Source organism: Reichenbachiella sp., from assembly GCF_039941815.1.
Taxonomy (GTDB): Bacteria; Bacteroidota; Bacteroidia; order Cytophagales; family Cyclobacteriaceae; genus Reichenbachiella.
Genome location: NZ_JBDVDW010000061.1, coordinates 195779 through 211898, shown reverse-complemented (window position 1 = coordinate 211898; position 16120 = coordinate 195779). Strand labels below are relative to the sequence as shown.

Here is a 16120-nt window from a genome sequence, read left to right as displayed (position 1 = left end):
CATTTTATAGAGCCGGGTAGCGCCTGGCTCGCATTTAACTAAACATACTATGAAAAGCATAAGAATATTAGCCTTTGTACTTCTCAGTACCACATCGCTATTCGCTCAAAGCCCTGAAGAAAAAGGTCTGAAAATAGCTCAGGAAGCAGCCAAATATGATGAAGGATTTGAATCCTCTGAGGTAAAACTTACGATGACTCTGACTAACAAGCATGGCCAGGAAAGTACCAGATATCTTGAAACAAAAACACTCGAGCTGATCGAAGATGGGGATCAGTCACTCATCGTATTCAACAGCCCGAATGATGTAAAAGGAACAGCGACCCTGACCTACACACACAAAGAGGGGTCTGATGATCAGTGGTTATATCTACCAGCGATAAAGAGGGTGAAAAGAATCTCGTCGGACAACAAATCGGGACCGTTTATGGGGAGTGAATTTGCCTATGAAGACTTGTCCTCACAAGAAGTAGAGAAGTATACTTATAAGTATATCAAAGATGATCAGGTGAACGGAGAAGATGCCTATGTGGTAGAAAGAGATCCTGTAGACCCAAAATCAGGATATACCCGCCAATTGATTTGGTACAACAAAGCCAACTATAGACTAGAAAAGGCAGAGTTTTATGATCGTAAAAATGTGCTGTTAAAAACACTTACCTATTTGAACTACCGCGAATACCTGGGGAAACACTGGAGGGCAGGAGAGTTTTTGATGGTCAACCATCAAACTGGTAAAAAAACAAGTCTGAAGTTCGAAAATTATCAATTTAAGATTGGGTTGACCGCTTCTAATTTTTCTCAGAATAGCCTAATTAGAGCAGGGCGGTAACTTGATTCTGATGCACTGCTTTTGGTATTCGAAATTTCAATACCTAATGTTTGCGTCAGGATTCTATCTGAAACCATACGAACAATGCAGATGAAAGATAAGAGTAGTTTAGATTGGTTTTTTAAAATACAGCGAGTGGTTTTGCTCGCTGTATTACTTTTTGCATCAGCTCATGCAAATGCCCAATCTGATGGCATATACACCGAATTTTCTGGACAAGTGGGGTTCGAATACAGATTCTTCACAAACGATGGATTATACCTCGGTCAAAAAAATCATTTTCCAGCCTTAAGCATTCAACCAGAATATTATATTGAATGGGCGGACGGTAAGCATTTGATCAATTTTACTGGGTTTGGGCGTGTAGATTTTACTGACTCTGAGCGAAATCACCTGGATATCAGGGAATTATACTGGCAGACGGTAAGTGACAAATGGGAATTTAGTTTGGGACTAAAGAAGATCTACTGGGGAGTAACGGAGGCCAGTCATCTGGTGGATATTATCAATCAGACTGACAACTTAGAAACCTTTGATGGTGAGCAAAAACTAGGTCAACTGATGGCACATTTGTCCATCCAGACTGATGTAGGAACTTTCGATTTTTTTGCACTGTCATTATTTAGAAAAAGGAAATTTCCAGGCGTAGATGGAAGGCTCCGTACGCCTGAAAGAATCACAACGGCTACGATTGACTTCGAAAGTGAAATGGAAGAATCCAGACCGGAAGGTGCGGTCAGATGGTCTCATTATTTTGGCCCGGTTGATATTGGTTTGTCTCATTTTTATGGCACAGGAAGGGAGCCTATCGTGGGAATCAACGACGATGGATCACTTTTTGGTGTGTATCCTGTCATCCAACAAACCGGGTTGGATGTACAAGCCACTACTGGACCTATTCTGTGGAAACTCGAATCGATTATTCGACGAAGCGATATCCAAAATATGAAGGCGATTGATGTAGGCATCGAATATACTTTTGGTAACATAGGAGGTAGTGGGATCGATTTGGGTCTATTGGGAGAGTACCTCTATGATGATCGGGGCGACAGGGCGCTCAACAGTTTGCAAAGCGATGTATTGCTTGGTGGCAGACTGGCGTTCAATGATACTCAGAGTACAGAGGTCTTGTTTGGAACTATTCTGGATGTAGAAAGAAGCACTAGGTTGGTCAGTCTGGAAGCCAGCCGCCGTTTGGGACAATCCTTCAAGGCCAATCTGGAAATGCGCCTTTTCCAGGATGTAAGTACCGAAGAATTTATCTACTTGTTTAGAGAAGATGATTTTCTGAAATTTGAATTGGGGTGGTACTTTTAAACCTGGATTATCTAATGCATATTTCAGGTTAAATTTTAGTCCTTCAAGACACTCGATACTATAGAACGTCTTGAAGGACTAATGCCTTATTCATATTTTAGATTTTCCGCTGGATTAGAAGTAGCCGCCTTCAAAGCAAAGAATCCTGTAGATAAAATAGTAATAAGCATAGTCAGTAGCAACACGCCAAGAAAGATGAAATAGTTTATTTCCACACTATACTCGAAGTTTTGCAACCAATTCTGTGCGAAATACCAAGCCACAATAAATGCCGGAATGGCCGCGATACATACCAGTAATATGAAATCTTTGACAAGAAGTCTAATCAGCCCAACGACATTGGCGCCCAACACTTTTCGAATACTGATTTCTTTGGTACGCTGCTCGGCAGTAAACGAAGCTAAGCCAAGGAGTCCCATGCACGAGATGATTATGGTCATCAAAGAAAATCCCAAAAATAGATTTCCTCTAAGCTGATCTGTTTCATACTGATCCTGAAAGTCTTCATCTAGAAAAGTGAATTCAAAAGGAAGGTTTGGAAATACTTCTTCCCAACTTGTCTTGATCGAGCTAATTGCTTCCTTGGGGTTTTTGTCAATTTTGACTATTGCGTTGTTATTGTTTTCATTTAAGAAGAAAGCAAGAGGTTCTATAGGATTGTATAAGGACTGCTGATGAAAATCCTTGACTACACCGATTACTTTGAGAACGATAGTGGTATCTGACCCATCCATAGTTTGAATTCGCTTTCCTATCGGATTTGACCAACTGAACCGAGCCGCCATAGCTTCATTTATTATAACAGAGGATGCAGTATCTGAAGGATATTCCCTGGAAAAATTTCTGCCTTCTACAAAATCTATCTTTAGTGTATTAAAATAATCAAAATCTATAGCATAACCATTGATGCCTTTCTCTTCGAACCCACCTGTTTCCATTTCTGCACGCATCAAGTTTTTTCCATATCCTCGTCCTGGCCTGGAGCCACCTGTAGCGGCATCTTTGATGTCTGGGTTTTGCAAGAATTTGCTTCGCAGCACATCCCATTTGTTACGCTGATCCCGATTGGTAAAGTTGAATGTAATTACTTGCTCCTTATCAAAACCTAGATTTTTACTGCTTACATACTGCATTTGATCATAAATGACTGCAGTACCTATTAGCATAAAGATCGAAATTGCAAATTGGATGACCACAAGAGTTCTTCGTAGAAAAGCATTTCCTGATCTTTTTGAATTTCCTCCTTTTAGCACTTCAGCGGGTAAGAAGGCAGAGAGGTAGAAGGCAGGGTAGCTTCCTCCGAATATACCGGCTATGAGCAAAATTAAAAGCATGATGCCTAACAACAATGGATGTGCGAGCATGCCTATTTTTAGAGAAATGTCAAGTGCATTGTTGATCACTGGGATCATGAATAACACGATGATAATACTCAGCAAAAATGAGCACAGCGTAATTAATACTGATTCCGTAAGAAACTGACCTATCAGAAGATTACGTCCAGCACCCATGACTTTTCTGATACCTACTTCAGTAGCTCTTTTTACCGATCTCGCTGTGGCCAAATTCATGTAGTTGATACAAGCAATGAAAATCATGAAAACACACACTGCGGAGAATATATAGATATAGGTGATGTCTCCGAGCGGCTGGGGTTCACCCTGAAAATCAGAGTAAAGATGAATGTCTTTGATGTTGATCAATTCATAGACCACATCAATATTGAATTGTGCAAAAATAGGAGCTACGTGCTCTTGAATTACATCGTCCAATTTTACTTCGAACGCCTCAGCGTCTGCAGTTGGGTTGAGTAATACATAGGTGAATATGTTAAAACCACCCCAATTGTTGTTGCTCATGTTGGGTCGGTTGTCTACCGATATCATCACATCAGCAATAATGTGAGCATTTTTGGGCATGTCCCGATAGACTCCGGTTACCTGAAATAGATCCCCTCCATCGACTCGCAACGATTGTCCTATAGGATTGGAACCCTTAAAAATCTTATCAGCGATTGTTTTATTTATTACGATAGATTTAGGTGCATCTAGTGCCGTTTCAGCGTCACCTAAAACGAAATCAAAAGTGAAAACATCAAATACCGTAGAGTCTACATTGAATACCTGATTCTCGAAATAGCTGATGCCATCCAGCTCTAATTCTGTGCGTCCATTATCTGCGAATCTCACATATTGATCGACTTCCGCAAATTCTGATACCAGTTTCGCTCCGAGTGGATTTTGCGTGACGGCCCATTTGAAAGCATCGTCAGTTTCTCGGATGTCAGAACTTATCCTGTAGATGCGATCTGCCTTTTCATGATGTTGATCAAAACTTAACTCATTATATAAATAGAGTACAATGATCAAACTAGATGAGATACCAATAGTAAGTCCTACAATATTTAGCGCAGTGTACCCTTTTTGCCTGGCGAGGTAGCGAAGGGCAGTCTTTAGATAATTTCTGATCATACTTGAGTTTTTTAGTTATGATAAAATTGGGACTAAAATAGTTGCCATCCAAAGCGATTAATTTTGGATGGCACGACGTTTATCAAAAAAAAAAGCTGATTCACAACGTGAATCAGCTTTTACTTCATTCAATATTTTATGGTTATCTATTTTCCAGCTTTGCTCAAATTAACTTGAGCCACTTCGAATCCGGGAGCGAGATTTATTGCTTCCAAAAACAATGCTTTTGCCTCCTGAATATTGCCATTTGCCTGAGCTACCTGGCCTTTTAGATTTGTTGCAGCGGCACGCATGGATACTTCTTGCTGCGTCTGATCTAGCTTCATAAAAGTCATTTTAAGCTCATCGATGTCAGTACGCTTAAGTAGTATTTCTATAGAAGTTCCAGATTCAGCATACCTCTTTAGGTCATACTGCATATAAGCGACCTGATAGAGTGTGCGGCTGTCATTGTTTTTGAGAAACAGTTTTTCATAATTGTCTAAAGACTGATCTTTTGCTCCCAATTGATTTAACGCGATAGCCCCCAGCTCCAATGCTACCTGATTATCAGGATTCAACCTTAGGTTTTCTTTAGTGACGAGCGCCACAGAGGGCATGCGATTCATGTTATAGTACATTAATGCCAGCGAATCGAGTACTGCTGATTGATCATTGCTAAAGAATAGGAGATTGTATAGGGCGACTCTAGCGACGACCTGATCATTGAATTGGCTCGCCAGCTCAAAGATGGCAATGTTCTTTCGTACATCTACATCGATAAAACTTAAGGAATCTGCCGATTGAGCATTAGAATTGTTTGTCAATCCTACTGCAGCTAAAACGATTAATAATAATAAAGTCTTTTTCATAATTTTTTCTTGAAGGCCTGCAAGGTAATGGCTACATTTTAGATTTCCAATCCCTTTGCTTTGGCAATCTCTTCCATCAAAACTTGTGCCTGTGATCTTTCGTTTTCAATTTTTCCGTCGAGAATTGCTTCTCTGATTTCATTCTTAATCTCACCCACGATTTTGGAAGGTTTCAGTTTATAACGTTCCATAATCTCCTCACCAGATATAGGTGGCTGAAAATTTCGCAGTTTGTCTTTTTCTTCCAGTTCGACCAGTTTCAGTTTTACCTTTTGAAAATTAGCCAAATAGCGCTTCACCTTCATTGGGTTTTTTGTGGTAATATCTGCATTGCAAAGTGTCATCAAATCATCGACATCATCGCCGGCTTCGAATAGCAACCGCCTGACAGCCGAATCAGTAATCTCATCTCTTACCAGAGCTATTGGGCGTAGATGAAGGCGCACCAACTTCTGGACATATTTCATCTTTTCGTTCAACGGAAGTTTTAATCGTTTGAAAATACCCGGCACCATTCGTGCGCCTCTATCTTCATGTCCGTGAAATGTCCAACCAGCTTTTTTATGAAATCGTTTGGTCGGTGGTTTGGCTATGTCATGTAAAATAGCAGCCCATCGCAAATACAGCGAATCAGTGTTCTTCGAGATATTATCCAGCACCTGAAGCGTATGATAAAAATTATCTTTATGAGTTTTGCCGTTGCGAGTTTCCACCCCGTGCAACGCGATCATTTCGGGGAAAATGTGATGCAGCAATTGACTCTGAAAAAGAAGTTTAAAACCGTAACTCGGAGTAGGTGACAGAATGATTTTGTTGAGCTCATCAATAATCCTCTCCTTGGACACAATACTGATTCTGTCGGCCTGATCAATAATGGCTTGGAAAGTATCTGCTTCTATGTCAAACGTAAGTTGACTGGCAAACCTTATCGCCCGCATCATTCTCAAAGGATCGTCAGAGAAAGTGATAGCAGGCTCGAGTGGTGTTCGGATTATTTTTTTCTCGATGTCTTCAAGTCCACCAAAGGGATCTATCAACTCACCGTAGGCATCAGGAGCAAGGTTGATAGCCAAAGCGTTAATCGTAAAGTCTCTTCTATTCTGATCGTCTTCTAGTGTGCCATTCTCAACTATAGGCTTTCTGGATTCTCGTCGATAGGATTCCTTCCTGGCACCGACAAATTCCAATTCGTGATCTTTGTGTCGTACCATGGCGGTGCCGAAATTCTTAAATACAGATAGATTTTTACTGTTTAAATCCTGAGCTACTTGTTTAGCTAGTTGAATTCCACTGCCGACACATACAAAATCTATATCTTTGGAAGGTCTATTGAGAATAATGTCCCTTACGAATCCACCAATTACGAAGGCACTAAGGTTGATTTTTGTAGCACTGGAGGCCACAGAAGAGAATATTTCTTCGGGTACGAGGTGTGATTTTAAATTCAATGAATTAAGCTTTGCTCAAAATTAATTTTAATTTGTTAATAATGAGATAATACGATTTGTCATTCTTCAATTAATTTCGAATCTACAAAGCATAGCATTTAAGCGAGAGAATAAAATGAGGAAAATTAGCCTTCTAATTATGGTAGCCGCATGGGGCGCTACGTCCGTGGCACAATCGCAAGATAAACCTAAGTTGGTTGTTGGCGTAGTAGTCGACCAGATGAGATATGAATACCTACATCGATTTAGTAATCACTATGGAGATGGTGGTTTTAAGCGATTATTGAAAGACGGATTTGTATTTAAAAATGCGCATTTCAACTATATACCTACTTATACTGGTCCTGGACATGCTTCAGTATATACAGGTACAACGCCCAGAGTACATGGGATAATCGCTAATGACTGGTATGATAAATACGAGAAAAGAGAGCGGTACTGTGTGGAGGATAATAATCAGAAGGGAGTAGGTGGCAAAGGAAAGGTCGGTCAGCGATCACCAAAAAATTTGAAAGCCAGTACCCTGACGGACGAATTGAGATTGTTTACTCAAAATAGAGCCAAGGTAATCGGAATAGCTATAAAAGATCGTGGAGCCATACTACCTGCAGGTCATAATCCTACTGGCGCCTATTGGTTTGATTCTGAGTCAGGAAACTTTGTTACCAGTACCTTTTACAAAAAGTCACTTCCTGAATGGTTGACCGCCTTCAACAAAAAGAAATTGGCTAAAGCCTATATGAGCCAAGGCTGGGATACTTACAAACCCACAGCCGAATATGTAGAAAGTGCGAGAGATGATCGTCCTTATGAAGCTACCGATCTGGGTGGACTTCCATCAGTATTTCCTTATGACTTTAGCAAACTTGATAAATCTACCAATATTTATAAATTGATGAGAGTTACTCCATATGGCAGTGTGATCACAACAGACGTGGCGTTAGAAGCTATTTCAGGAGAAGAGCTGGGACAGGATGATATCACGGATTTTTTGGCGATCAGCTATTCTTCACCAGACTATATAGGCCATGCCTTCGGTCCATATTCAAAGGAAATTCAGGATGCATATATTCGTCTCGATCTCGAATTGGAAAGGTTGATGAAGGCGCTTGATGACCGACTAGGAGAAGGCAACTGGAGTATGTTTCTCACTGCAGATCATGCAGTAGCCGATATTCCGGCTTATCTACAGGAGCAAGGTCAGACTACGGATTATACCTTAGCGTCAGAGCGGAAAAAAGAGATGCTCGACGCCTTGAAAGAGAAGTTTGGTTCTGACCAACTGATAGAAAATGTAAGCAATCATCAAGTATTTCTGAATAAAGAAGAGATTGGAAAAAAACAACTTGACATACAGGAGATCAAAATATTTATCATCAACAAACTGAATACCATGGAAGGTTTTAGTTCCGCTTTTGATGCGAAAACCATTGCCGGCTATGCTGGAAATGACCTGGATGTGAAATTGCTGGCAGCCGGCTTGAATAGTCAGATGTCAGGCGATATAGTATATACACTACGTGCAGGGTGGTTGTCAGACTGGCACAAGAAGAATGGAGGAACGACGCATGGTTCGGGTTATTCTTATGATACACATGTGCCTATGATCTTTTATGGATGGGGCATCAATCAGGGTAGTACCGTTACGTATCATCCAATTACGGATATAGCTCCTTCGGTAGCAACTCTACTGAATATTAAGTTTCCATCAGGTTGCACTGGTCAGCCAGCGGCGGAGCTGTTCGAATGATCGGTTTTTGAGAAATATTCCATCAGAGCTACATTCCATAGAATCAGCATCATACCATAGAAAATATCCTCGAATGGGATAGTGCCCAGTCGGAAGTTTAGGTTCTCATCGTTGTTGTACCAAACGACCTCTTCGGGAATAAACGATCCGGTGAGAATGCCGTTGGTCAACCCAAATGGAACGAGCAGAATGAGATAGGTGAAATAGAACGCACTTAGGTTCATTTTTCTTATCCATTGAAGATAAATCAGCGTGCAGCTAAGGAGTAGAAATGTGGCTGAAGTGTACCACTTGCCCCAATGAAACGCTAATAAGGTGCCAAGTAAAATCACTAGTGCTGAAGTGATCCAGTGTGAGGCGGATAAAGGAATGGGATTGATTTTGAGTCGCTGGAAGCAGTGATAGGTGAATACACAGGCATATGGAATACAAACAAAAAAAAGTATCTCTTCCAAGGGTAGATTGAAGATCGATAGTCCTACCAGATAGTCAGGATTGAAGCCCCAGACTCCCATTCGAGTAAAATATTCGTCCCAGACTAGAAAGATAAAACCTGCAATAGCCATGGCAGGAAAGAAGGCTGGCCATCTTTTATCAAATCTTAGTTTTGGGTGAAAACTAAAGACAAACGGAATTAGAATTGTGAAAAAATCAATGATGAGATACGTATAAGATTTCATCTTATTTATACTCTTTTAGGTATTTTTTTGGCACTACGAGCATACCAAAACATTCACCATCCTCTTTGCCGAGATGCTTGTGATGCACTTTGTGAGCCTTTCGAATTGACTTGAGATAGGAGTGATTCGATCTGGTGAGCCATTTGAAGCGTTGATGAATAAAGATGTCATGGATGCTAAAGTATAGAAACCCATAAAGTGTGATCCCAGCTCCGATCCAGAGCCTCAAGTCATTCATGGGGTTGTCTTTGCCAAAATAAATAAGCAAAATGCCTGGAATAGCAAATAGCAAGAAAAAGAAGTCATTGTCTTCAAACCAGCCTTTAGAAGTCTTGTCATGATGATCCTTATGGAGAAACCATAAAAATCCATGCATTACATATTTATGTGTAAACCAGGCCACAAATTCCATAAATGCGGCTGTGAGAAGTAAGACTGCAATGTTTTTGATCCAGATCATTTCTTGTAATTATTAATCACCTTGTCAACTATTTCTTTAAACCAGAAGGTATAAGCCTCTGGTCGGATATTGATATCTATGAGCAACTCATCTGTAGAGACATATTTATAGGCCGTGGCTTCGTCGGTATTAAGTGTGGGAGACTCGTCTGAGGTACCTACAAATACATGATCTAATTCGTGCTCGATCAAACCATTCTCGAAGGCAGCTTTATACTGAAATGAAAACATAAATTCGAGAACAGCCTCCATATTCAACTCTTCCTTCAGTCGACGATTGGCCGCTTCAGGAGTAGACTCATCCGGTCGGGGATGGCTACAGCAGGCATTGGTCCAAAGTCCTCCAGAATGATACTTATCAGCAGCTCGCTGCTGTAGTAGCATTCGCCCTTTCGTATTGAAGATAAAGATCGAAAATGCGCGATGCAAATGTCCTTGTCTGTGAGCTTCCAGCTTTTCGGACCTACCGATTACATTATCCTTTTCGTCTACTAGCACTACTTCTTCCATGTATTATTCTTCTGAGTTTTTTAAGTATTCATAAATTAGATTAAATGCTATAGAATCTGAAACCTCATCCAAATTTCCAGACATAAATTTCTGATCCTGTTCTATGTCATCATGATAGTTGAGAAACCAGGGTACCCTTACCTGTATAGAATGTCTCAAGTATCTCAACTCGATATCGGTTGAATCTTTTGCGATCAGCTCATCCAGTTTCTTTTTGCCTTGATTGAATTCATCTAGCTTTTTATACGGACTAAAAGCATTCTTTGCTTTCAAAAAATGAATCATCGTACAATATCCTTTTTCCGAACTCTTAGTCGTAGTATCCAATTTCTGACAGGATTCTACCAATAGTTCTAATTTCGACTTGTCAATCGCTGCATCTAAATATTGCTTTCTCAACAACTCGATGTTGTCTGTAGGAAGCCAGGCCACACATATCAATACGTTCAGAAGCATTATATCAGGTTGAGCTTGTATCTAATGATAGAATCGAACATCAACCCAAATTTAGAATAATTTGGAATTCTTATCCGTTCGTTCATCACACGATCGGGACTCAGTCTTACAATTTTGTTAAATAGACTTCTATAGTAGATATAGGCTAGATACACACCTAATTTGGCGCATTTGGGTAAGTTTTTGATTCCAATCAGTGCGGCGTCAAAATCATCGTTTATACCCTTTTCGATCATTTCCTTATCTACAGTTGTAAATTTACTCAAATCAACCTTCGGAAAGTAACTGCGTCCCAGCTCCTGGTAATCGGCCTTAAGATCTCTTAAAAAATTGACCTTTTGAAAAGCCGAGCCCAGCTTCATAGCAAACCCCTTGAGTTCTTGATAGAGCTTGTCATCTTTGTTGGTAAATACTCGAAGACACATGAGACCAACCACCTCTGCCGAACCTAAAATATAGGAGTCGAATGAATGCACATCGTGTGCCTCTTCGGTCAAGTCCATTTCCATACTTTTCAGAAAAGTATCGATTAACTCCCATTCTATGTTGTATTCGTTTACCGTGAGCTGAAAAGCATTCAGCACAGGATTAATACTGATTTTGTTTTTGATCGCTGCCTCAGTCTCTCTTCTGATTTCCTTTAGCATACTCTCCTGATCATATCCATGAAATGAATCTACAATTTCATCAGCCAGCCTCACAAATCCATAAATAGAATATATTTCATTGTGAATCCTGGAGTCTAAAAAATATATGCCCAATGAGAAACTGGTACTATATTTTCTGGTGATTAGTTTGCTTGAAGCAAGTGTTACTTCATCATAGATATGTTTCATAGGATTGGTTGTTGTAGTACGACATTAACTGCGCAGCAGCCACCTGACCTGAGATGATCGAGGGAGGTACTCCCGGTCCTGGAACCGTGAGTTGTCCGCAATAGAATAAGTTTTTAATTTTTTTGTTTCTCATTTTTGGCCTCATAAACGCGGTCTGCATTAGAGTATTGGCAAGGCCGTAGGCATTGCCCTTATATGAGTTGTAATCCTTCTTAAAGTCATTTATACAGTATGATTTTTTGAAAGAAACTCTGTCTTGAATGGATTCACGTGTCATGGTTTCCAATCTATTCATGAGCATTTCATAATACTTGTCACGAAGCTCCGTAGTATCCTCCAGGCCGGGGGCAAGTGGCATGAGTACAAACAAGTTTTCGTCACCGGCCGGAGCAACGTCTACATCGCTCTTAGACGGACAGCAAACATAGAACAAGGGTTTGTCTGGCCACTGAGGTTGATTGTATATTTGTTCGGCATGCTGATCGAAAGATTCATCAAAAAATAAATTATGATGAATGAGATTTTTGACTTTTCCTTTTACACCGAGGTAAAATATTAATGCTGAAGGCGAAAACACTCTTTTGCCCCAGTACTTCTCACTGTAGTTACTATTGCTATTTTTTAGAATGTGTTTATCAAAATGATGATAGTCGATGGATGATACCAAACCATCCATTTCATTGCCGCCTAGAGTATGCGCCAGCTTCTGTTTAATTTCTATGTTGTCTACATCAGTGCTGAAATGAAATTTAGCGCCAAGCTCAATACATAAATCGTACATGGCCGTAGCGAGTCGGTTGAATCCGCCCATGGGGTAAAAGGTGCCCTGTGCAAAACAACTATGATTCATCAAACTATACAGTGATGGTGTAGATTTGGCCGTGCCTCCCAGAAACAAAATCGGAAACTCCATAAGCGCAATTAGCCTTGGATCTTTGAAGTATTTTCTAATGTAGGAGTGAAAAGACTGCAGCACTCCAAGCTGAGCCATTTTAGCGAGTAGGGGCAAGGAAAAGAATTCAAAAATTGAATCAGATCGCTTGTACACCAAGTCGTTTATGCCAACATCATATTTGATTTTCGAATCAGCAAGTACTGCGGCCAGTTGGTCACCAGCACCTGGTTCAATCGTGTCGAATAGATTCTTTTGATCTTCTACGTTCGCTGGGATGTCTAAAAAATCTTCTTTTGAGAAGAATACTCTAAATCCTGGATCGAGCTGTTTCAGGTCAAAATAATCTGCGGCGGTTCGGTCAAACCTGTTGAAGAACCTCTCCATGACGTCAGGCATCCAGTACCAACTTGGCCCCAAATCAAATTTGAACCCATTGGCCTCCATGATTCGGCATCTTCCACCGGCTGCAGCATGATTATCGAAAACCTCTACAGCCGAGCCGTGTTTAGCCAGTGTTGCAGCAGCCGCCAATCCACTGATTCCGGCACCGAGAACTATAGACTTCTTCATATTCAAAAGTACATAATGTTTAAGAGATATAAAAAAAAGTTAGACAAATTGATCTTAATAGATTTAAAATTTCAACAAGTCATTTAATCATTATACCAGAATAGACAGAATCCTTGAAATCATAAAGGATAAGGCGCCCGTGAGATGTTGAACACAACATTGAGTTGTTTGCTTATCTCATCTGCTTTATATTAGTGCTTTTCAACCCAGCTACAGTTATTATCAAGCAGCATGAAGTTAGTTAGATTTATCTTTGCACTTATTCTCACCCTACTTTTCTTTTTTTATCTCAATTACAAGCAAGGAAAGATTCCTCCATTGGGAAAATTTCTAAGTCCATTTTCAGGTTTTTGGCAAAATGGCGAAATCAACGATTTAGATCTTCCTAATGAATTAGAGGCTGAGGAACTCAGTGCGCCAGTCATTATTAAATTCGACGACAAGTTGATCCCTCATATTTTCGCTGAAAACGAATATGATTTATATTTCGCGCAGGGTTATGTTACCGCCTTTCATAGATTATGGCAAATGGAATTTCAGGTTTTGGCCGCTGCCGGACGCACAGCAGAAATCGTAGGAGAAAGCCAGCTGGAATTTGATCGTATACAACGAAGGAAGGGGTTGACCTATGGGGCACAACGGTCTCTTGAAGCTATTCAATCAGATCCAAAGGTTACAAAAATGGTTCAAGCCTATACTGATGGCATCAACCATTGGATCAATCAACTGGACTATGACGACTATCCGATTGAATACAAATTGTTAGACTATACCCCCGAAGAATGGAGTGACCTGAAGGTGATGCTGCTCCTTAAGAATATGGCAGATATGCTATCCAGAGGAGAAAATGATCTTGAAAATACAAACGCGCTGCAGACTTTTGGAATTGAAGATTTCAATCGTTTGTTTCCTGAAACCTATTCTTCAATAGATCCTGTGATTCCTGCTGGGACCACATGGGGTTTTCCACCTAAAAGTGTCAGCAAACCTGACATTGATTTCCCCCAGGCATTTACTGGTCAAGTGATAGAAAAACCTGATCCCAGAAATGGATCAAACAATTTTGCGGTGTCTGGGTCCAGGACCATGAGTGGCAATGTACTGCTCGCCAACGAACCGGATCTGAGTTTGAATCTACCGTCGATCTGGTACGTAGTACAGCTCAATGCACCAGGAATCAATACCATGGGAGCGTCGCTGCCTGGAGCTCCAAATGTGATCATCGGATTCAATGATTCGATAGCCTGGGGCCTTACCAATGCCAAACGGGATGTGGTGGATTGGTACAATATAGAATTTAGAGATGAACGACGCGAGGAATATCGCTATGATGACAAATGGCTCAAGACGCAGAAGATGGTAGAAGAGTTCGTCGTGCGAGATGGGGACAATTTCTACGATACCATTGTCTATACGCACTACGGTCCGGTTAGCTATGATGAGTACTTTTTGGGTAATCAGGATAAAGTAAACTTTGCCATGAAATGGACGGCGCATGAAGGCTCTCATGAGCTCAGAACGTTATTCGAGGTCAATAGAGCTTCGAACTATGACGAGTTTCTTAAGGCGTTTAGATACTACACCGGGCCGCCTCAGAATTTTGCTTTTGCAAGTGTGCAGGGCGACATTGCTATGACCATACAAGGTAAGTTCCCAGTGAAATGGGAGGGACAAGGTAAGTTTCTGCTGGACGGGAAAGACTCTCGTCAGGAATGGCAAGATATTATACCATATGAGCAAAATGCAACTGTAAAAAATCCAGAGCGAGGGTTTGTAAGCTCCGCTAATCAGCATCCTGTTGATTCTACTTATCCATATTATGTCTATGATTATAAATATGAGCACTATAGAAATCGAAGGATCAATGATAGATTGAAACTTCTGCGAAATGTAAATGTCAAAGAAATGGTCCGATTGCAAAATGATAACTACAACTATCGGGCTTCTGAAAGTCTACCCATAATGCTGGACAACTTGGATACCACCAAAATGGCTGGCAACAAAGCCAAGGCATTTCATTTGCTAAAGCAATGGGATTATTTTACCGAACCAGAGTGGATAGCACCTTCCATATATCAAACCTGGTGGAACGAACTCTATGCTTTGATTTGGGATGAATTTGATGATCAGGAACTGGCCATGAGCAGGCCTCAAATTTTCCACACGATCTATATGATGCGCAATGACTCGAGCAGCAAATTCTTTGATATTCAAAACACATCACAGAATGAGACCTTGCAAGACCTGATCAATGTATCATTTGATAGAGCACTAGATTCTTTGGAGAAGTGGAAAGAAGAAAATGGACAGGAATACGTTTGGTATAAATATAAGAATACGAGAATCAAACACATCCTCGGGTTAGAGCCATTCTCTTTTGATCAGGTGAAAATCGGCGGGTATAACAATATCGTAAACGCCGCTAGTGAAAGACATGGACCAAGCTGGAGAATGGTCGTTGAGCTGGGGGCTACGGGTGTGAAAGCCTGGGGTATTTATCCTGGAAGCCAATCAGGTAATCCGGGCAATCCGACCTATGGACATATGATCGAAGATTGGGCTACCGGCAATTACTCACCCTTACTATTTCTCAGCGATAGCAATGAGGAATCCGAGCGACTAATTTTTACACATACAATTCAACCAGAAGACCAATGATATTTTTATTCAGACTCTTACTTATCGCTGTATTTACCTATCTACTGGCACTTATTTCTCCCTGGTGGTCAACTATCTTTTGCGCCGCATTGGTGGCCTTTTTCTTGCCTGGCAACAATTTTAATGCATTCTTAAGCGGATTTATGGGAGTAGGGCTAGTTTGGATGGTCATGGCATGGAAGGTGGATATTGAAACAGCTTCGATTATGTCAGCCAAAATGGTAGAATTGTTTCCAGTGGACGACAGCAACATGCTTATCATTGTCGCAGCCATTGTAGGAGGTTTTGCTGGCGCACTTGGAGCTTTCTCCGGGAATAGCTTTAGGCAACTATTTATTAAGAAAAAAGAAAAGACCTTCTATAACTAAGAAGGTCCTTTTATTCCTG

General features: G+C 40.7%; 14 protein-coding genes. 5 read left to right on the top strand and 9 right to left on the bottom strand.

The window, feature by feature from the left end; all coding sequences use genetic code 11:
• Window positions 1-49 precede the first annotated feature (49 nt).
• On the top strand, window positions 50-832 hold the full coding sequence (locus tag ABJF11_RS14965; protein WP_348120738.1) for an outer membrane lipoprotein-sorting protein: 783 nt from the start codon (window positions 50-52) through the stop codon (window positions 830-832).
• A gap of 90 nt (window positions 833-922) precedes the next feature.
• Window positions 923-2149: a hypothetical protein gene (locus ABJF11_RS14960; protein ID WP_348120736.1), complete on the top strand. Its 1227-nt coding sequence runs from the start codon at window positions 923-925 to the stop codon at window positions 2147-2149.
• A gap of 86 nt (window positions 2150-2235) precedes the next feature.
• On the opposite strand, the gene ABJF11_RS14955 is transcribed toward ABJF11_RS14960, so the two are convergent.
• The 3 genes from ABJF11_RS14955 to ABJF11_RS14945 all read right to left on the bottom strand — a co-directional run bounded on the left by ABJF11_RS14955 (window position 2236) and on the right by ABJF11_RS14945 (window position 6919).
• Entirely contained in the window at window positions 2236-4620 is a 2385-nt protein-coding gene (locus ABJF11_RS14955) for an ABC transporter permease (RefSeq protein WP_348120735.1), read from the bottom strand.
• Between the two features lie 146 nt (window positions 4621-4766).
• Window positions 4767-5471, bottom strand: a complete 705-nt coding sequence (locus tag ABJF11_RS14950) for a hypothetical protein (protein ID WP_348120733.1) — start codon at window positions 5469-5471, stop codon at window positions 4767-4769.
• Window positions 5472-5509: 38 nt separating this feature from the next.
• Window positions 5510-6919, bottom strand: coding sequence for an HD domain-containing protein (locus ABJF11_RS14945; RefSeq protein WP_348120731.1), 1410 nt, complete (start codon window positions 6917-6919; stop codon window positions 5510-5512).
• A 115-nt stretch (window positions 6920-7034) separates the two neighbouring features.
• On the opposite strand from ABJF11_RS14945, the gene pafA reads away from it, so the two are divergent.
• Window positions 7035-8669 (top strand): alkaline phosphatase PafA, encoded by a 1635-nt coding sequence (gene pafA, locus ABJF11_RS14940; RefSeq protein WP_348120729.1) that lies wholly within the window; start codon window positions 7035-7037, stop codon window positions 8667-8669.
• Here the strand turns inward: pafA and ABJF11_RS14935 are convergent.
• The 6 genes from ABJF11_RS14935 to crtI are packed head-to-tail and all read right to left on the bottom strand — an operon-like array spanning window position 8642 to window position 13075.
• The gene (locus tag ABJF11_RS14935; protein ID WP_348120728.1) at window positions 8642-9349 is read right to left on the bottom strand and encodes a lycopene cyclase domain-containing protein; all 708 of its coding nucleotides are present in this window, start codon (window positions 9347-9349) and stop codon (window positions 8642-8644) included. The genes pafA and ABJF11_RS14935 overlap by 28 nt on opposite strands.
• A gap of 1 nt (window position 9350) precedes the next feature.
• A complete protein-coding gene (locus tag ABJF11_RS14930; protein WP_348120727.1) occupies window positions 9351-9809 on the bottom strand; it encodes a carotene hydroxylase in 459 nt (152 codons plus the stop codon).
• Window positions 9806-10318, bottom strand: a complete 513-nt coding sequence (gene idi, locus ABJF11_RS14925; protein WP_348120725.1) for an isopentenyl-diphosphate Delta-isomerase — start codon at window positions 10316-10318, stop codon at window positions 9806-9808. Before idi ends, ABJF11_RS14930 begins: the two co-directional genes overlap by 4 nt.
• Window positions 10319-10321: 3 nt before the next feature.
• Window positions 10322-10774, bottom strand: coding sequence for a hypothetical protein (locus tag ABJF11_RS14920; protein WP_348120723.1), 453 nt, complete (start codon window positions 10772-10774; stop codon window positions 10322-10324).
• A complete protein-coding gene (locus ABJF11_RS14915; RefSeq protein WP_348120721.1) occupies window positions 10774-11610 on the bottom strand; it encodes a phytoene/squalene synthase family protein in 837 nt (278 codons plus the stop codon). Before ABJF11_RS14915 ends, ABJF11_RS14920 begins: the two co-directional genes overlap by 1 nt.
• Window positions 11594-13075, bottom strand: a complete 1482-nt coding sequence (gene crtI, locus ABJF11_RS14910) for a phytoene desaturase family protein (protein WP_348120720.1) — start codon at window positions 13073-13075, stop codon at window positions 11594-11596. The genes ABJF11_RS14915 and crtI overlap by 17 nt, the downstream gene beginning before the upstream one ends.
• 231 nt (window positions 13076-13306) lie before the next feature.
• Here crtI and ABJF11_RS14905 point away from each other — a divergent pair, with 231 nt between their 5' ends.
• Window positions 13307-15733, top strand: coding sequence for a penicillin acylase family protein (locus ABJF11_RS14905; RefSeq protein WP_348120719.1), 2427 nt, complete (start codon window positions 13307-13309; stop codon window positions 15731-15733).
• A complete protein-coding gene (locus ABJF11_RS14900) occupies window positions 15730-16101 on the top strand; it encodes a hypothetical protein (protein ID WP_348120717.1) in 372 nt (123 codons plus the stop codon). Before ABJF11_RS14905 ends, ABJF11_RS14900 begins: the two co-directional genes overlap by 4 nt.
• Window positions 16102-16120: the final 19 nt, after the last annotated feature.